The organism is Streptomyces sp. NPDC104581, from assembly GCF_055583685.1.
Genome location: NZ_JBVJNN010000031.1, coordinates 15,544 through 32,668, shown reverse-complemented (window position 1 = coordinate 32,668; position 17,125 = coordinate 15,544). Strand labels below are relative to the sequence as shown.

Sequence of the window (17,125 nt, the reverse complement as noted above, 5' to 3'; positions counted from 1 at the left end):
TGTCCGGCTTCGGGCGCGGCACCGCGGTCGCGGTCCCGTTGAAAACCGTCGCGCGTGGCGCCCGCTGGAGCCCGCGCCACGCGCGGTCGAGCCCGGCCGCGGGGAGGGCCGGGCCGTGCTCACTCGTCGTCGCCCGTGCGCCGCCCGGTGGCGGAGGTGTGCGCCTCGATCGCCGCGTCGGCGGCGGCCAGATGACGTACGACCGGGCCGAAGGAGACCAGGCCGCTGCCCGCGCCTGCGTACTCGGCTTCGGCGGGGGCGAGTGCTTCCCGGGCGCGGCGCAGTACCGGCAGATGCCCCACGGACGCGGCGGCCCGGGCGAGTACGCACCACAGGGCCTCCTGGAGCAGGTCGTGCGGCGGCCGGGGCACGGTCCCGAGGGCCTGCCGGGCCCGCTCGGTGTCGCCGGAGGCGGCCAGCAGCAGGGGGTCGAGCCACGGCCGGTACGGACCCGGGTCCAGGCCCGCGAAGTCGCCGGGACCGGGCAGGGCGTCACCCCGCATGACGGGAACCAGCGCGACGAGGGCGGCGGCTCCCCGGGTGAGGCCGGGCATGCCGCGGTCGGCGGTCTCCGCCAGGACACGTGCGTACCGGTGGCGGGCGTCGGGCCAGCCGTCCGTCTCGCAGCGGCGCAAGGCCCGGTACCAGGCGGTGAAGACGCCCGCGAGCGGCCAGTCGTTGCGGTCCGCGAGCCGGTCGGTCTCCTCCGCCTCGGTGTCCGCTTCCGTGAAGTGGCCGAGTCCGGCGAGCGCCTGGAGGCGGACGATACGGCCGAGCACCTCGTGCCCGGGGAGCTGGTGGTCCACGGCCAGCCGGGTCAGTTCGGCGCCGAGGGCGTCCCGGCGGGCGGCCGACCCGCAGCCGGCGAACGCCTGCATGAAGGCGCCGTTGAGGGCGAACGCCAGGAGCGCGGGGTCGCCGAGGCGACGGGCGGTCCGGACGGCCTCCTCGGCGGCGCGTTCGGCGCGCAGCCGCCACGGTTCGCCGGCGGGTGCGCCGGAGGCCCGGGGAAGCGGGGCGTCCGCGGCGGCGTCGCCCCGTGACTCGACCGCCACGACCGACAGCAGCCGGGCCCGCAGCGCGGGCGGCCCCTCCGGGCCGAGCCGGGCGGCGGTGCGGGCGGCGGCCCGGGCCAGTTCGTGGGCGCCCTCGGGGTCGTCGGCGCGGGTCCACACCGCCGGGACGTCGTAGGAGCCGATGATCCGGGCGGCCAGTTCGGGGTCGCCGGTCGTCTCGGCCGCCGAGACCAGATCGCGTCGGTGCCGGTGAGCCTCCTCCAGGCCGTCGGCGCCGGACACCGCCAGGTCGCGCAGGAGGCCGGCGGTGGCGTGCAGCCGGGCCCGGGACCGGGCGGGCACCGAGCGGTCCCAGGAGGCCGCGGCCCGGTCCCAGACGCTGCCGGCCGTCCCCGCCGGTTCGGCCGGGGAGTCCGCCGCCGCACCGAGGATGCGTGCCTCGGTCCGTACCAGGGCGCCCCCGCCTCCGCTCAACGCGTCACGGGCCCGGGCCAGTGCCCGCAGGGCCTCGCCGCGCCGCCCGGCACGGTCCAGCGCGGTGGCGAGCAGCACCCAGCCGTCCTCCCGGCCGGGATGCTCGGCCACATGCGCCCGCAGGTCCGCCACCGCGTCCCGCGCGGCACCGGTCGCCACCAGGGCATCGGCGCGCCGCTCCACCGCGTCCAGGCGCAGGGCCTCAAGCCGCGCCCGCTCGGCGGCGGCCCACGCGGCAGCGGGGAAATCGGCGAGTACCGGCCCCCGCCAGCAGGCGAGCGCTTCGTCCCAGAGGGGGACCGCCGCGTGCGGCGGCGCCTCGGCTGCTCGCGCGGCGGTGTCCGCGAACCGCCAGGCGTCGACCGCCTCGCGTCCGGCGCGCAGCGCGTAACCGGGACCGTCGGTGACCAGCAGCCGGGACGGCTGCCGAGCGGGGCGACCGGGTTCCAGCGCCCGGCGCAGGGCCGCCACGAAGGTGCGGACCGCGCCCACCGCGCCCGCCGGGGGCTCCTCCTCCCACAGGTCGGCCACCAGCCGGCCGACCGGGACCACCCGGCCCCGGGCGATCAGCAGCCGTCCGAGGACCTCCCGGTGCCGGGGCGCGCCGAGCGGGAGCGGCGAACCGTCGGCTTCCCAGGCGGCGACCGGTCCCAGCAGTCCGAACTCAACACCCACGGCAGGTCCTTTCGCGGGCGAGGCGGCGCCATCGCCGTCGCCGTCGCCGCCGGAGGGTGCCGCGTCCACTCATCGATCGCTGATCCGGGGCCCGCAACCTGGGTGACGTCCCCGGACGGCCCGGACGACCGAGGTCGGAGGTCCGGAACGTTCACTCTGCCACGAACCCCAGGAGTCACCGTGACAACCCCGAGCATCCCCGGATTCACCGAACACCGCGTGACCGTCGACGACGGTGTCACCCTGCACGCCGCCGTCGGCGGCAGCGGGACGCCCGTCGTTCTGCTGCACGGCTTTCCGCAGACCCACCTGATGTGGCGGCACGTCGCCACCGGCCTCGCCGCCGACCACACCGTGATCTGCCCCGACCTGCGCGGTTACGGCGCCAGCGACAAGCCCGCCGAGACCGGGCCCGACGTCTACTCCAAGCGGACCATGGCCCGGGACGTCGTACGCCTCGCCGCCGCGCTCGGCCACGACCGCTTCACCCTGGCCGGTCACGACCGCGGCGCCCTGGTCGCCTTCCGCGCCGCGATGGACCACCCGGACACCGTCGCCCGCGCCCTCTTCCTCGACGTCCTGCCCACCCTCGACATGTGGGACGCCCTGCACGGCGTCAACGCCGCGGTCGGCTTCCACCTCTATCTGATGGCCCAGGCCCCCGGCCTGCCCGAGAAGATGATCCAGGGGGCCGCCGACACCTTCTTCGGCTACTTCCTCGACGCCTGGACCAAGGATCCGGACGCCCTCCCCGCCGGCGTCCGCGCCCACTACCTCTCCGCCTCCGCCGCGGCCGTCCCCTCGATCGTCGCCGACTACCGCGCCTCGGCCGGTGTGGACGTGGACCACGACAGCGCGGACAAGGAGGCCGGCAACAAGCTGGCCATGCCGGTCACCGTCCTCCAGCAGGACTGGGGCGCCGCCCTCGGCTACCACGCCCAGGGCCTCTGGAGCGCCTGGACGGACGACCTCCGCCACCGGACCATTTCCTGCGGGCACTTCATGGCCGAGGAGGACCCGCGGCTGATCGCTTCCGAGATCCGGGCCCTCACCGACCGCTGAACGGGCCCCGCACGGCGCTCCTCCCCCACGTCACCCGCTTCGTCGCCCGTGAGGCCGGGGCGGTGGGAGAGGGGGCGACAGGTCGCGAGAGGTCCGCCGCCTCAGTCGGCGGCGTACCTGGCCGCCATCATCAGGACGGCCTCGTCGACGACCGACTCGACGGCCGCGCCGTCCGGAGCCCAGTGCGGCAGGAGCATCCGGGGCCAGAAGACGTAGTTGGAGATCATGCCGAGGAACTGGGTGGCGGCCAGTTCCGGATCCTCCAGCCGGATCGTGCCCGCCTCCCGCTCCGCCTCCAGGTAGCGGCGCACGGAATCGAAGTAGGGCATCTTGCCGCGGTGGAACTGCGACTCGGCCAGTTCCGGGAAGCGCGGCAGCTCGGCGATGACGATCCGGAAGAGGTCGGCCATGCCCGGACGGGTGAGCAGGGTGACGTAGCGCCGTCCGATCAGGGCGAGGCCGGCCCGGAGGTCGCCGGGCGGCGGGGCGTCCTCCGGGTCTCCCGACTGCCAGGACGTGGTGACGATCGCGTCGAACAGCGCCGCCTTGGTCGGGAACTGCTTGAACAGGGTCGCCTTCGACACCCCGGCGGCCTCGGCGATCTTCGCCAGCGACGTCCGGTCGTACCCGGAGTCCAGGAAGAGACGGGTGGCCGCACGCAGGATCGCGGCCCGCTTCTCCTCCGCGACGCGCTGGTGGTAGGCCGACGGCTCGGTGGTCATGAGCGCCATCATAGGCAAGGTGAGTCACTTGACTCACCTCTCACCACTCTCGTACGGTCGACGGCGAGGCGAGTCACTCGACTCGCCATCTGGAAAGGAACCATCCCCATGGGACGCTTCGACCACCACACCGTGCTCGTCACCGGCGGCAGCGGCGGCCAGGGAGCCAGTCATGTGCGCGCCTACCACACCGAAGGCGCCGACGTCGTGATCGCCGGCATCGACGACGACCGGGGCCGGGCACTCGCCGCGGAACTCGGCGCCCGCGCGCTGTACGTCCACCTCGACGTCACCGACGAGAGCTCCTGGAGCGCCGCCGTCCGGACCGCCGAGGAGCACTTCGGCCCGCTGTCCGTCCTCGTGAACAACGCCGGCGTGCAGAACCCCGCCGCCCCGATCGAGACCACCGACCGCCGGGTCTGGGACCGCGTCCTCGGCGTCAACCTCACCGGCGCCTTCCTCGGAATCAAGGCGGCGGCCCCCTCGCTCCGCCGGAACGGCGGCGGCGTCATCGTCAACATCGCCTCCACCTCCGGCGTGGGCGGCACCGCGATGTACGCCCCCTACGTGGCGAGCAAGTGGGCCGTCCGCGGCCTCACCAAGACAGCCGCCCTCGAACTGGGCCGCGACCACATCCGCGTCAACGCCATCCACCCGGGTGTCATCGCCACACCGTTCATCACCGAGCCCGCCGCCGGCAGCGACACGGCGATCTCCGACTTCTACTCGGCCGAGCCGTTCGCCATCCCCCGGCTGGGCGAGCCCGCCGACATCACCCGGGCCCTGCTCTTCCTCACCTCCGACGAGGCTTCCTTCGCCACCGGCTCGGAATTCGTCATCGACGGCGGGCTCCTGCTCGGCCCCGCCCTCAAGCACGAAGCCGCCTGACCTCCACCCGCCACCCGGCCCTCGGGAAGCGAGCCGGCTGAAGCACCGCCATCAGAACGGCTGTCCCGGCCCGGACCACCGCGTGCTCCCGGGAGGGGAGTCACAGCTCCCGCGAAGGGGCTCAGCCGGAAGGAGTCAGCCTCTTGGCCGTGCCGCAGTGAGCCGCCCTCTGATGCCGCCACAGCTGCACCACCGCCAGCCCGAGCAGCACGGAGAACGCCACCACCAGCACAGCGGCGATCTCCGACTGCCGGCCACTGCCCTCCCTGCCCGACTGGAGGACCAGGCCCAGTACGGACAACATCATCCCGACCAGGTACACCGAACGGACACGGCGCAGCTGCCGCACCGCACGAGGAGCAAGAGCAACGCGCACACGCTTCATAGAGGCCATACCCGCCCGGTACCCCCACCCGCCAGGAACAGACATCGAACATTCCCGGCCCGCGAGCGGCCTGGAGGCAGAGGGGGTTCGGTCGCGGCCGGCACTCCCCCGCGTCCGACCGAGGACATCGAGCGGTCGGGTGTCCTGACTGGTCATCACGGCGCCCGGAGGGAAGTGACTCAGGGCATGCGACGTCAGCCCGTCGGCGGTTGCGCCACGGGTGTGCCACGGGGTGCGTCGCAGGCGTGGCCGGCCGTCGCCCGCCTCCAACTCCCCAGGGCTTTACCTGGTTTACCACTCCGTGAGGTGTTCTTGACAAGGGCTGCGAGTAACGCCACCCTCATGCCTTTCCGATCGGTACCACGAAGGAGAGGCAGACCCCCACATGAGTTCACGTACTGTCCGCCGGCTGGTGTCGGTACTGGCGGGTGCCGGCTTGGTGCTCGCCGCCCCCACAGCCCTGCCCGCGGTCGCGAACGCCTCACCGGCCGCCGTCGCCGAGGTGTCCGCCGCCGACGGCTGCTACACCTGGAGCGGGACGCTCAGAGAGGGTTCGTCCGGCGAAGCCGTGCGACAGCTCCAGATCCGGGTCGCCGGATACCCGGGCTCGGGCAGCCAGATCGCCATCGACGGCCAGTTCGGCCCCGCCACCAAGGCCGCGGTGCAGCGCTTCCAGTCGGCTTACGGTCTCGGCGCCGACGGTATCGCGGGTCCGGCCACCTTCGGCAAGATCTACGAGCTTCAGGACGACGACTGCTCCCCGGCCAACTTCGACTACAGCGAGCTGAACAACTGCAACTCCGACTGGTCCGGCGGCAAGGTCAGCGCGGCCACGGCCCGCGCCAACGCGCTGGTCACCATGTGGAAGCTGCAAGCCATGCGCCACGCCATGGGTGACAGGCCGATCACCGTCAACGGCGGCTTCCGCAGCGTCACCTGCAACAGCAACGTCGGCGGCGCGGCCAACAGCCGTCACATGTACGGCCACGCGGCCGACCTCGGCGCGGGCTCGCAGGGCTTCTGCGCCCTGGCTCTGGCGGCCCGCAACCACGGCTTCACGGAGATCCTCGGCCCGGGCTACCCGGGTCACGACGACCACACGCACGTCGCCGGTGGCGACGGCCGCTTCTGGTCGGCCCCGAGCTGCGGCATGTGATCGATCCGTTCGCGCACCGCGTGTGCCTGCGACGCCCGCTCCGGCGCTTCGGCCCCGGGGCGGGCGTTCGCCGCGCTCGGCGGTCGCTTCCCGCGGCGACACCCGCACGAGCCCACTCACGGGCCGGCGGGCCCGAACTGGCCGAAGGCGGACACCTTCGGGGCCCTCCGGCGCGCCGTAGCCGTACGGTCAGGACGTGTCCCGGGGATCTTCACATCTCCATCCATTGACATGCGCACGTCACGATTGGAGAGTGGCCCGTCTCCGTGCCCGCCGGAGCGGCACACGCTTCGGCCGGGACCGGTAGGCAGACCGTCGAAAGGAGCACGATGAACCGCTTAACCCGAACTCTCCTGCCCCTCACCATGGGTGCCGCCCTGCTGGTGCCGCTGACCCACTCCGCCACCGCGGTGGAGACCGGCACCCGTAGCGTCTCCCCCGCCGCGGCCGGGACGAAGGCCGCCGGCGATGTCGACGCCAAGATCAGCCGCGACTCCGTCATCCAGCGCGCCAAGACCTGGCTGACGGCGAACAACGGCAGTCAGGTGCCCTACAGCCAGACCGCGACGTTCGGTGGCTACCGTGCGGACTGCTCCGGATACGTCAGCATGGCGCTCCAGTACGGCAAGCCCGGCGCCAACACGGTGATGCTCGCAGGCTCGGACTTCACCACGCCGATCAACATGTCGCAGCTCACCAAGGGCGACCTGATCATCGACGCGACGGGCAGCAGCACCACGCGCCACGTCGTGATCTTCGAGAAGTGGACGAGCAGCGCCCACACCAGCTACAAGGCGTACGAGCAGCGCGGCGGGCACGGTACGGACTACCGCACCCTCAGCTACGGGATCGGGGCGGACCAGTACGACGCGTACCGTCCCAACAAGTACTGACACACCCCGTACGCACGCGGCCCGCGGCACCCCCACCGCCGCCGGAAGCGTGACGCGGAAGTGAACAGTGAACAGAACGCCCTCCGGGTCCGCCCGGAGGGCGTTCCGCCGTCCGCCGTCCGAACGTCCCATGACACGGGACCGGCGGCAGCGGTGGGCCCGTGACGGGTGATCAGTGGGATGCTGTGGGCGCCGCGCTGACGGCGCGGCAGTACGGCAGAGACCAGGAGGGGGCGGCGCCATGGCAGCCGGCGGAACGGCGGCGGACACATCACCGGGGCCGGACAGGGCGGTTGACCTGGCCGCGGGCTTGCCCGGGCGTACCGCGGTGATCGGCGGAATCGAGTCGCTGCTCCTCGACGGGCGCCGCCTCTTCTTCGGTTTCGACTTCTCCTCCGACCAGGTGCTCTCACCGCTGATCGACGACCCGGAGGCGATGGCGCGGTTCGCCGCGCAGCACATGCGCCAGCGGACGGGCGCCCATGACGCCCTCTACTGGGCGCGGTTGGTCCGGGCCTCCGTCGACGGCTCGGACCTGGTGTGGCGCGACGAACAGCGCACCTTCACCACCCGCGCGCTGGAGACCGGCCACGCCGGCGCCGCCCACGGGCACCTGCTGTACCTGCGGGACGCGGCCACGGTCGACACCGCCGGCCACCTGCCCGCCGGCGCCCGCCCCACCGTGGCCAACTGGTCCCTGCTCTTCGCGCCGTACGCCCGTAGCGGCGATCCGCACGCCAGCCACTGACCGCCCCGCCCGGGACACGGAGGCGGGGGGCCGTTCCGTGTGGGGGTCAGCCCGCGAAGCGGGCGCCGAGGCCGCCGTCGACGGGGATGTCGGCGCCGGTGATTCCACGGGCGCCGGGGCCGAGGAGGAAGGCGACGACCTCGGCGACGTCGTGGGGCTCGCACAACCGCCGCATCGGGTGCACGTCCACCACCTGGCTCTCGGCCGCGGCCGGGTCGGGCTGGGCGGCGAAGTAGTCGCGGACCAGGGCGGTACGGGTCCAGCCCGGGCTGACCGCGTTCACCCGCACACCGTGCGGCGCCAGTTCGAGGGCCAGGCTGCGGGTCAGCCCCACCAGTCCGGACTTGGCCGCCGCGTAGGGGAAGTACCCGGCGGAGGTGAGCCGGGCGTGCAGGGACGCGACGTTGACGATGGCACCCGTGCCCCGCTCGCGCATGGCGGGAATCAGCTGCTTGGCGACGAGCCACGCGCCCTTGAGGTCGACCGCGAAGACCCGGTCCCATTCCTCGGTGGTCATCGTGGCGGGGTCGAAGTAGGCGTTGATCCCGGCGTTGTTGACCAGCAGCGTCGGCGGGCCGAAGCGCTCGGCGACGGCCGCGGTGGCGGCGACGACGCCCGCCTCGTCGGTGATGTCGACGGCCAGCGGCAGCATCCGGTCCGTGTGCGCGGCGTGCCGGGCGGTGGCGCGGTCGAGTGCGGCCTCGTCGCGGTCCAGCACGCCGACGGCGGCACCCGCCGCCAGCAGGACGTCGACGACGGCCTCGCCGATCCCTTGCGCGCCGCCGGTGACGACGGCGGTTCGGTCCTGGAGCGGGTTCACGGTGCCTCCCCGTGGGTACGGCCGGCGGGCTGACGCGCGGCGGCGGTGGGTGGAACCCCGGGCGTTCCCGGGTGCAGTACGGCGGCGTGGGCGGGCGGGGCCGACGCACCCACGCGGGCGGCCAGCACTCGCCCGTCGTGTCCGGAGCCGCCGTCGGACCGCGGCCCGTCGGCGCCGCCGGGCGGAAGATCGAGACCGATCGTCGCGGTGGCCACGAACAGGGTGCCGTCCACGAGCGCGGGGCTCGCCGGCTGGACGGCGGGGAGCGGCAGCACGGCGTCGAGCGCGCCCTCCCGTGTGTACCGGTGGACCTCTCCGGCACCCCAGACCGCTACCCAGAGGTGGCCGTCGTCGTCCACCGTCATGCCGTCCGGACTGCCCGCGCCCGGCGCGAACGTGAGGTGGGCGGTCCGGTCGTGGAGCTCTCCGCCGGGGTCCACCCGGAAGCGGTCGATGCGGCCCTCGGCGCTGTCGGCGAGGTACATCACCGTCCCGTCCGCCGTGAAGGCCGGACCGTTGGGGATGGTGAGGCCGTCCAGCACGGTGGTGACCGCGCCGTCGTGCCCGACCCGGTGGAGCCGGCCCAGGCCGCGCTCGGGACCGCGGGGCATGGTGGTGAACCAGAAGCGTCCGGCCGGGTCGCAGCAGCCGTCGTTGACCCGGCTGGGCACGGGGTCGGTGTCGCCGGGCCGGTCGAGCCAGGTGAGGCCCCCGTCGGGGGCGAGTACGGCGGCACCGGTGTCCGCCGCCGCCAGCCAGTGGCCCGGCCGGCCGGCCAGGGGTGCGACGGCGCCCAACGGGACGTCCAGGCGCAGGAGTACGGTTCCGTCGCCGGGGGCCGCCGGGTCGAGGGCGGTGAGGGTGCCGTCGAGGATGTCGACGGTCACCAGGTGGCCTCCGGTGTGGCGCAGGCCCTCGCCGAGTTCGCGCCGGGAGGTGGTCCAGGGGCGGAACGCCGGTGGGGCGGTCGCCCGGTGCGGGTGACGGGTCACGGTTTCTCCTTCCGGTTCCGGCGCGCCCGCCGGACGGGCGCGGTACGGAGGCGGGGTGCGGGCGGGCGGGCAGTGCGATGGCGCCGGGTGCGCCCGCGAACGGGTCCGGCGGCCGGGTGTCTCCGGACGTCTCCGGGCGGTGTGAACCGTTGGGCCGGCGGAAGTCAGCGCAGCGTGGCGCCGTCCTCCCGCTCCAGCAGGGCCAGTTCGCGGCGCTCGGGCAGTCCCTCCCAGTCGCCCGCGGAGGCGACGGCGAAGGCACCCACGGTGTTGGCGCGTTCCAGGCGTTCGCGCGGAGCGAGTCCGTCCAGCAGGCCGGAGAGCAGACCTGCGGTGAAGGCGTCCCCCGCGCCGACCGTGTCGCGGACGGTGACCCGCCGGGCGGGCGCGCGTTCCCGCCCGTGCGGGGTGTGCAGCTCGGCGCCCTCACCGCCGAGCTTCACGGCCACCTCCCGGGTGTGACCGCCGGCCAGCAGGGAGCGGACCCGGTCCTCGGTGGTGCGCGCCGACGGGTCGGCGGCCAGGGCGAGTTCGTCGTCGGACGCGATGACGATGTCGGCGTCCCGGGCCAGTGGGCGCAGTACGTCGGCGGCCTCGGACGTACCCCAGAGCCGGGCGCGGTGGTTCACGTCGAGGCTGACCAGGACGCCGGAGGCCCGGGCCGTGTCGACGGCGGCGCGCACCGCGGCCAGCGGCCCGGGGCCCAGGGCGCAGGTGATGCCGGTGACGTGCAGGACCCGGGCGCCGTCGAGCAGTTCGGGCGGTACGTCCTCGGGGCAGAGGCGGGAGCCGGCCGAGCCCGCCCGGTAGTAGTGGATACGAGTCAGGCCGGCGATCCGCGGTTCGGACAGCAGCAGTCCGGTCGGCGCGTCCGGGTCGGTACGGGCGCCGGAGGTGTCGACGCTTTCGGCGCGCAGGCTGCGCAGGATCAGGGTGCCCGGTTCGTCGTCGCCGACGCGGCCCACCCAGCGGGCCCGGTGGCCGAGCCTGGCCAGTCCGACAGCCACGTTGGACTCCGCGCCGGCGACCGAGAGGCGCAGGTCACCGCCGAGCCGGAGCGGCCCGCCGGCCCTCAGCACGGCCATGGTCTCCCCGAGGGTGACGACGTCGGTGGCCGCCCCGGCGGTCACGGCTGATCCCGGTGGGCGGCGAGGGCGGCGAGGAAGGCGCGGCACCGTACCCGCAGTTCGTCCGTGTCGCCGCCGCGCGGGGCGTCCCCCACGATGGGCGAGCCGACACCGACGGCCAGCGCCCCGGCGTCCAGGTAGGCGCGGGCGGCCTCGGCGTCGACACCTCCGGTCGGCACGAACGGGACGTCCGGCAGCGGGTCGCGCAGGGCGCGCAGGTAGGCCGGGCCGCCGACGGAGGCGGGGAAGAGCTTGACGGCGGCGGCGCCCTCGGAGACCGCCCGGACGATCTCGGTGGGGGTCAGCGCACCGGCCACGACGGGCAGGCCGAGCGCGTGTGCGGTGAGGCTTCCCCCGGCCAGTGCCGGGGTGACGACGAAGGCGGCTCCGGCCTGCTGGACCGCGCGCGCGTCATCGCCGGTGAGGACGGTCCCGGCGCCGATGAGCGAGTCGCCGCCCTCCCGCGCGCAGCGCGCGATGATCCCGGCCGCGTCCGGGGTCGTCAGGGACACCTCGATCAGGGCGACGCCCTCCTCGCGGAGGGTGTGCACGGTCCTCTCGGCGGCCCGCGGATCGGTGCCGCGGACGATGGCGATCACGCGTTCACGGCGGAGACGGTCGGTGAATGTCATGCGGTCTGTCCTCGGGTGGGTGCGGGACGGGGTGGTACGGGGCGGGCGGGGTTCGCCCGGCGCAGCCGGGGGCCGGGGCAGCCGGGGGCCGGGGCGGTCACCACTCGGCGAACGAGCCGTCGGGGTGGCGCCACAGGGGGCTGCGCCAGGGGGCGTTCGCCGCGGCGTCGGCCCGTCGTACCGCGGCCTCGTCGACGGTGATGCCCAGCCCCGGTCCCGTCGGGCGCGCGACGTGGCCGTCGGTGAAGCGGAAGACCTCGGGGTCGACGACGTAGTCGAGGAGTTCGGCGCCGTCGTTGTAGTGGATGCCGATGCTCTGTTCCTGGATCAGGAAGTTGGGTGTCGCGAAGGCCACCTGGAGGGAGGCGGCCAGCGCGATCGGCCCCAGGGGGCAGTGCGGCGCCAGCTGGGCGTCGAAGGTCTCGGCGAGGGCGGCGATCCGGCGCAGTTCGGAGATGCCGCCGGCGTGGGAGGGGTCGGGCTGGGCGACGGCGACACCGGCGGTGAGCGCGGGCAGGAAGTCCCAGCGCGAGTAGAGGCGTTCGCCCGTGGCGACGGGCACGGTGGTGGAGCGGACGAGCGGCTCCAGCAGCCGGGTGTGCTCGGGCGTGACGGGTTCCTCCGCGAACAGCGGGTGCAGCTCCTCCAGCGCGGCGAGCAGGCGGCGCGCCCCGGCGGGTCCGAGGCGGCCGTGCAGGTCGACGGCGACGTCCCGCTCGGGTCCGAGTACCTCGCGTGCGGTGGCCACGCGGGCGTGCGCGGCGGCCACGTCGGCCGCGCCGGCCAGACGGCCGCTGAGGCCGGTGGCGTTCATCTTGACGGCGGTGAACCCGGCTTCGACCTGGGCACTGACGGCGTCGGCGATCTCGGCCGGCTCGTCGCCGCCGACCCAGCTGTAGACGCGTGCCCGGTCGCGGACGGCGCCGCCGAGCAGGTCGTGCACGGGGACGCCGAGGGCCTGGCCCCGGATGTCCCACAGGGCCTGGTCGATACCGGCGACGGCGCTGGAGAGGACCGGTCCGCCGCGGTAGAAGGTGCCGCGGGTCATGACCTGCCAGTGGTCCTCGATGCGCGTCGGGTCCAGCCCGACCAGGTAGTCGGCCAGTTCGCCGACGGCCGTGCGGACGGTGTCGGCACGGCCCTCGACGACCGGCTCCCCCCAGCCGATGAGCCCTTCGTCCGTCTCGACGCGGCAGAAGAGCCACCGGGGCGGCACCCGGAAGGTTTCGATGCGGGTGATCTTCACGGTGTTTCCCGGTCCTCCGGTTCGGTGTCGTGCCCACGGCCGGCACCCGTGCGGTCCTTGTCCGCCCCCGGTGTGGTGCGGGCACGGGAGAGGCCCGCGGTGCGGGCGAGGTCGGCGTCGGCTCGGGCGAGCAACGCGCGCATGGCCCGTTCGGCGGCGGAGGGGTCCGCGTCGCGGACGGCCCGCAGGACGGGCTCGTGCGCGGGAACCGGATCGTCGGCCTCGGCTGCGTGGACGAGCCGGTCACGTTCGGCCAGGCCCGGGCCGATGAAGACGTCCATGCGCTGGAGCAGTTCGTTGTGGGTGGCGCGGAGCAGGGCGCGGTGCCAGGCGAGGTCGGCCTCGGCCGCCGCAGCGGGGTCGCCGGAGCTCTCGCCCATGCGCACCAGTGCCTCCTCCATCGCGGTGAGGTCCTCATCGGTGCGCCGTTCGGCGGCGAGGCGGGCGGCGGCGGGTTCGATCACCAGGCGGATTTCGGCGAGGTCCCGCAGGACGAGTTCCGGTGCGTCCGCGACGAGTTGCCAGCGGATGACGTCGGCGTCCAGCAGGTTCCAGTGCTCGCGTGGGCGGACGAACGTGCCGCGCTTCTGCCGCGCGTCGACCAGGCCCTTGGCGGTGAGTACCTTGACGGCTTCCCGCAACACGGTCTGGCTTATGCCGAGTTCGTCGATGAGGGAGGCCATGTCCAGGGTTTCCCCGACCCGCAGACGCCCCTGCACGATGCGGGTGCCGACCGTCTCCACGATCTGCCCGTGCAGGCCCCTGCCCACGTACTCGGCCATGTTCCGTTCCTCCTCCGCCGTGCGCTCCGCGCGGTGCGCACGGCACCACTCTATATTATTTATGAATTAAAAGTGGTGGGTTCTCGCTCTCCGGGCGTGAGACGGAACACGGCCACCGTGCCGCCGCCGGGCAGTGGCGCCGTCAACTCCCAGGTCGCGCCGGGGTCCTGACCGTCCGGCAGACGGACGGGACAGGCGCGGCCCGGCTCCAGCCGGCCGAGCGTGAGCGGCGGCGTGCCCGAAGGACCGCGGGCCTCCAGCCGGCCCGCCGCGTAAGGCACGAAGACTCCCACGGTCCGCCCGCTCTCCCCCGCGCGGGGCAGCCCTGCCCAGTAACCGGCCGGGGTCGCCGCCTCCACCGGGCCGACGGCCGGGCCGACACCGAACTCCACGTCCAGGGAGGCCGACGCGCCGGGTGCCAGGGTCGTCAGCGGTCCCAGCGCCTCACACTCGACGACCCGGTCGCGCGGCAGCAGGCCGCCCAGATGGGGCAGCCCCTCCGCAAGCGGGCACTCCAGCCAGACCTCGGCACGCGACCCCCCGTCGGGGTAGGCGCCGTCGTGCACGGCGAAGCGCTGCACCAGGGTGCGACCGGGGCCTACGTGAGCCAACCACCCCGCCGAGTCGGGGAATCCGACCTTCCCGACGACGTCCTGGTGCGGCACGTGCAGGACACCCGGCGCCGCCTCGCGCACCCGCGGCCGGCCGTTACCGGCGACCAGCGGTACGGTGGCCGGCCGCCCGGAGCCGGCACGGCCGAGGTACACGCCCTCGACGCCCGCCGGATCGGCCGGCGCCCCGGCGAGCTGCGTGACGTTCCACAAGGCCCAACGGCGTCGTGTGGCCGCGATGTTGGTCATCGTCAGGCCCAGGCTGAAGGCCGTACTGCCCGGCCGCAGCAGGATCCGGCGCTCCAGCCGCAGGCCGGTGCGCGGATCGTCACCGCTGGTCATGACGAGGGCCGCCGCGCCGTCCCGCCGCTCGAAACGGGCGGTGTACGGGCCGGAGTCCAGGACCGGGTCGGGCGGCCCCGCCCACTGCGCGGGGCCGTCCCAGCCCTGCGGCGCGGGCCAGGTCTTGTCGCCGCCCCAGTTGAGCCAGTCGGCCATCGGACCGTCGTGCGGGCCGGGGCGCACGCCGGGCAGCGGCGCGAACGCGCCGTCCAGAAGACGGGGATTGCGGTACAGGAACTCCGCGCCGTCCAGGGCCACCGAGAGCAGCCGGCCGCCCAGCCCGGGGGCGGCGGTCACCGTCAGGGCGCCGGCGTCCAGCGTGATCAGTTCCCCGTGTGCGGCCGGTGCGCGCCGCACCCGTACCGACCCGTCGGCGGAGGCCACCGGTCAGCCGTCCAGGCCTGGTTCGTCCAGGCCGGGTTCGAGGACCACTTTGCCGCGTGCCGCGCCGGCGGCGAGCGCGAACGCCTCGTCCGCCCGCGACAGGCCGAAGCGGTCGCTGACGATCCGCTCCGGCCGGATGCCCCAGCGCACCAGGTTGCGCGCCAGTTCCGCCATGACCGGCACCGAGGTGACCCAGGAGGCGTACAGCGTGACCTGCTTGTGGAGCAGGGCGTCGGAGACCTCCGTCTCCAGGGTCCCGCCCTCGCCCACCAGGGAGATCCGCCCCCATTCCGCGATGTGCGCGATGGCGGTGGAACGGCCGGCGCGGCTGCCCGAGCAGTCGATCGCGGTGGACGCCCCGCGCCCGCCGGTGAGCGCGGCGACTGCGACGGCCGCGTCCTCCGGCGCCACCGTGGCGTCGAAGACGTCCAGTCCGTCCGCCCAGCTCCGGCGCTCGGGCGAGACCTCGACACCGATGACCCGGCGCGCCCCGCGTCCCCGGCCGGTCATGGCGGCGGCCAGCCCCACCGGGCCGAGGCCGACGACGAGCAGGTCGTCGTCACCGCTCACCCCCGTGCGCCGGATGCCCTCGTAGGCCGTACCGAAGCCGCAGGCCACGAGCGCGCCGTCGACGAAGCTCAGCTCGTCGGGCAGCGGCACCAGGGTGTGCTCGTCGGCGAGGAGGTAGTCCGCCGCGCCGCCGTCGCGCTGCCAGCCGTAGGCGGCGCGCCCCGGGTCCGCGCAGCTGATCTGGTAGCCGCGGGCGCAGTTGTCGCAGAGCCCGCACCCGGCGATGTGGTAGACCACCACCCGGTCGCCCGGCCGGTGCCGCCGCACACCCGGGCCCGTCGCCACGACGGTGCCGCTGGGTTCGTGGCCGGCGACCACGCCCCGGTACGCGGGACCGTCCACCCCGCGGTGGGTCTTGTGCTCGCGGTAGATGTAGCCGATGTCGCTGCCGCAGATACCGGCCGCGCCCACGCGCAGCAGTACCTGTCCCGGACCGGGCACCGGCACCGGCATCTCCCGCACCTCGGCGGTGCTGTTCCCCGGCAGGTGGACGCCGCGCATGGTGGCGGGCGGGGTGGTGGTCTCGCTCATGGTGTGTCCTTCGTGCGGGTCGGGCAGGGTCGTGGCGGGCAGGTCAGGTCGCGCGCGTCGCGAGGCCCTTGCGGGAGATGACGACGTTGATGAGCACGGCCCCGACGATGATCACGCCGCGCACGACGTCCTGGAGGAAGGAGTTGACCCCCAGCAGGACCAGACCGTTGGCGATGACGGAGATGAACACGACGCCCAGCATCGTCCCCACCAGGCTCCCCCGGCCGCCGGCCAGCGCGGTGCCGCCGATGACGACGGCGGCGATGACGTCGAACTCCAGCCCGGCGGCCGCGCCGCCGTTGCCCGAACCCAGGCGCGCCGCCATCAGGATGCCCGTGAGCGCGGCGAGGAGCCCCGTGGTCGCGAACAGGATGACGCGTACCCGGCCGATCGGGATACCGGCCAGCCGCGCGGCCGGCGCGTTGCCGCCCACCGCGTAGACGGAGCGCCCGTAGGCGGTCCGCCGGGCGATGTACCAGAACGCCAGGAACAGCAGCACCAGCACGATCGCCGGGGTCGGGACGCCGAGGATCTTGCCGCCCAGCGCGTCCATGAATCCGCCGCCCGGGGTGGCGACCGGGAGCGCGTTCGTGGTGTACAGGGCGAGACCGCCCAGCGCGCTCCACAGCCCGAGCGTCGCGATGAAGGACGGCACCCCGAAGCGGGCACGCAGCCAGCCCGCCGCCGATCCCCACAGCGCCCCGGCGACCAGGGTGAGCAGCAGAGCGACGGGCAGTCCCAGGCCCCACTCGGTGGCGCCCTTGGCGAACAGCACCGAGGCGAAGGCCACCGCCGGACCGATGCTGATGTCGATCTCCCCGGCGATGATCACCAGCGTGACACCGAGCGCGGGGATGCCCACCATGGCGGCGTCCCGCAGGATGCCGAGCTGATTGTCCGAGCTGAGGAACCCGCCCGCGGTGGCGCCGAGCGCGATGTACAGCACCACGACGGCGGCCAGCAGCCCGAGTTCGTTGAGATGGCGCGTCCGGCGGACGCGGGCGGCGCCGGCGGCCGGTGACGGGGGGCCGGACTGCTTGCCGGCCACAAGGGTCGAGGACATGGTTGT

General features: G+C 74.4%; 17 protein-coding genes. 5 read left to right on the top strand and 12 right to left on the bottom strand.

All coding sequences use genetic code 11. The annotated features are described in order from the left end of the window. Nucleotides 1-119: 119 nt before the first annotated feature. Entirely contained in the window at nucleotides 120-2,165 is a 2,046-nt protein-coding gene (locus tag ACZ61E_RS23400; RefSeq protein WP_469701798.1) for an AfsR/SARP family transcriptional regulator, read from the bottom strand. Nucleotides 2,166-2,345: 180 nt separating this feature from the next. Between ACZ61E_RS23400 and ACZ61E_RS23395 the strand changes: the two genes are divergently transcribed. Further along, on the top strand, nucleotides 2,346-3,227 hold the full coding sequence (locus ACZ61E_RS23395; protein WP_469701797.1) for an alpha/beta fold hydrolase: 882 nt from the start codon (nucleotides 2,346-2,348) through the stop codon (nucleotides 3,225-3,227). Nucleotides 3,228-3,328: 101 nt separating this feature from the next. On the opposite strand, the gene ACZ61E_RS23390 is transcribed toward ACZ61E_RS23395, so the two are convergent. After that, complete coding sequence (locus ACZ61E_RS23390) at nucleotides 3,329-3,949, bottom strand: TetR/AcrR family transcriptional regulator (RefSeq protein ID WP_469701796.1); 621 nt, start codon at nucleotides 3,947-3,949, stop codon at nucleotides 3,329-3,331. A 108-nt stretch (nucleotides 3,950-4,057) separates the two neighbouring features. On the opposite strand from ACZ61E_RS23390, the gene ACZ61E_RS23385 reads away from it, so the two are divergent. Further along, nucleotides 4,058-4,837: an SDR family NAD(P)-dependent oxidoreductase gene (locus tag ACZ61E_RS23385; RefSeq protein ID WP_469701795.1), complete on the top strand. Its 780-nt coding sequence runs from the start codon at nucleotides 4,058-4,060 to the stop codon at nucleotides 4,835-4,837. Between the two features lie 121 nt (nucleotides 4,838-4,958). Here the strand turns inward: ACZ61E_RS23385 and ACZ61E_RS23380 are convergent, their stop codons facing one another. Continuing rightward, nucleotides 4,959-5,144 carry a hypothetical protein gene (locus ACZ61E_RS23380; RefSeq protein WP_469701794.1) on the bottom strand — a complete coding sequence of 62 codons (186 nt, stop codon included), beginning with the start codon at nucleotides 5,142-5,144 and terminating at the stop codon, nucleotides 4,959-4,961. A gap of 463 nt (nucleotides 5,145-5,607) precedes the next feature. Here ACZ61E_RS23380 and ACZ61E_RS23375 point away from each other — a divergent pair, with 463 nt between their 5' ends. The 3 genes from ACZ61E_RS23375 (at nucleotide 5,608) to ACZ61E_RS23365 (ending at nucleotide 8,019) form a co-directional block, all read left to right on the top strand. Then, entirely contained in the window at nucleotides 5,608-6,378 is a 771-nt protein-coding gene (locus tag ACZ61E_RS23375) for a D-Ala-D-Ala carboxypeptidase family metallohydrolase (protein ID WP_469701793.1), read from the top strand. A gap of 329 nt (nucleotides 6,379-6,707) precedes the next feature. Beyond that, on the top strand, nucleotides 6,708-7,271 hold the full coding sequence (locus tag ACZ61E_RS23370; protein ID WP_469701792.1) for an NlpC/P60 family protein: 564 nt from the start codon (nucleotides 6,708-6,710) through the stop codon (nucleotides 7,269-7,271). A gap of 241 nt (nucleotides 7,272-7,512) precedes the next feature. After that, on the top strand, nucleotides 7,513-8,019 hold the full coding sequence (locus tag ACZ61E_RS23365; protein ID WP_469701791.1) for a hypothetical protein: 507 nt from the start codon (nucleotides 7,513-7,515) through the stop codon (nucleotides 8,017-8,019). A gap of 46 nt (nucleotides 8,020-8,065) precedes the next feature. On the opposite strand, the gene ACZ61E_RS23360 is transcribed toward ACZ61E_RS23365, so the two are convergent. The 9 genes from ACZ61E_RS23360 to ACZ61E_RS23320 form a co-directional block, all read right to left on the bottom strand. Beyond that, nucleotides 8,066-8,839, bottom strand: coding sequence for an SDR family NAD(P)-dependent oxidoreductase (locus ACZ61E_RS23360; RefSeq protein WP_469701790.1), 774 nt, complete (start codon nucleotides 8,837-8,839; stop codon nucleotides 8,066-8,068). Continuing rightward, nucleotides 8,836-9,831, bottom strand: coding sequence for an SMP-30/gluconolactonase/LRE family protein (locus ACZ61E_RS23355; protein WP_469701789.1), 996 nt, complete (start codon nucleotides 9,829-9,831; stop codon nucleotides 8,836-8,838). The genes ACZ61E_RS23360 and ACZ61E_RS23355 overlap by 4 nt, the downstream gene beginning before the upstream one ends. Before the next feature lie 164 nt (nucleotides 9,832-9,995). Next, a complete protein-coding gene (locus ACZ61E_RS23350; RefSeq protein ID WP_469701788.1) occupies nucleotides 9,996-10,961 on the bottom strand; it encodes a sugar kinase in 966 nt (321 codons plus the stop codon). Next, nucleotides 10,958-11,590 (bottom strand): bifunctional 4-hydroxy-2-oxoglutarate aldolase/2-dehydro-3-deoxy-phosphogluconate aldolase, encoded by a 633-nt coding sequence (locus tag ACZ61E_RS23345; protein WP_469701787.1) that lies wholly within the window; start codon nucleotides 11,588-11,590, stop codon nucleotides 10,958-10,960. The genes ACZ61E_RS23350 and ACZ61E_RS23345 overlap by 4 nt, the downstream gene beginning before the upstream one ends. A gap of 97 nt (nucleotides 11,591-11,687) precedes the next feature. Then, entirely contained in the window at nucleotides 11,688-12,836 is a 1,149-nt protein-coding gene (dgoD, locus tag ACZ61E_RS23340; RefSeq protein ID WP_469701786.1) for a galactonate dehydratase, read from the bottom strand. Beyond that, complete coding sequence (locus tag ACZ61E_RS23335) at nucleotides 12,833-13,618, bottom strand: FadR/GntR family transcriptional regulator (protein WP_469701785.1); 786 nt, start codon at nucleotides 13,616-13,618, stop codon at nucleotides 12,833-12,835. The genes dgoD and ACZ61E_RS23335 overlap by 4 nt, the downstream gene beginning before the upstream one ends. Nucleotides 13,619-13,677: 59 nt before the next feature. Further along, entirely contained in the window at nucleotides 13,678-14,955 is a 1,278-nt protein-coding gene (locus tag ACZ61E_RS23330) for a DUF4380 domain-containing protein (protein WP_469701784.1), read from the bottom strand. A 3-nt stretch (nucleotides 14,956-14,958) separates the two neighbouring features. Next, on the bottom strand, nucleotides 14,959-16,056 hold the full coding sequence (locus tag ACZ61E_RS23325) for a zinc-dependent alcohol dehydrogenase family protein (RefSeq protein ID WP_469701783.1): 1,098 nt from the start codon (nucleotides 16,054-16,056) through the stop codon (nucleotides 14,959-14,961). A gap of 43 nt (nucleotides 16,057-16,099) precedes the next feature. Further along, nucleotides 16,100-17,119, bottom strand: a complete 1,020-nt coding sequence (locus ACZ61E_RS23320; protein ID WP_469701782.1) for an ABC transporter permease — start codon at nucleotides 17,117-17,119, stop codon at nucleotides 16,100-16,102. Nucleotides 17,120-17,125: the final 6 nt, after the last annotated feature.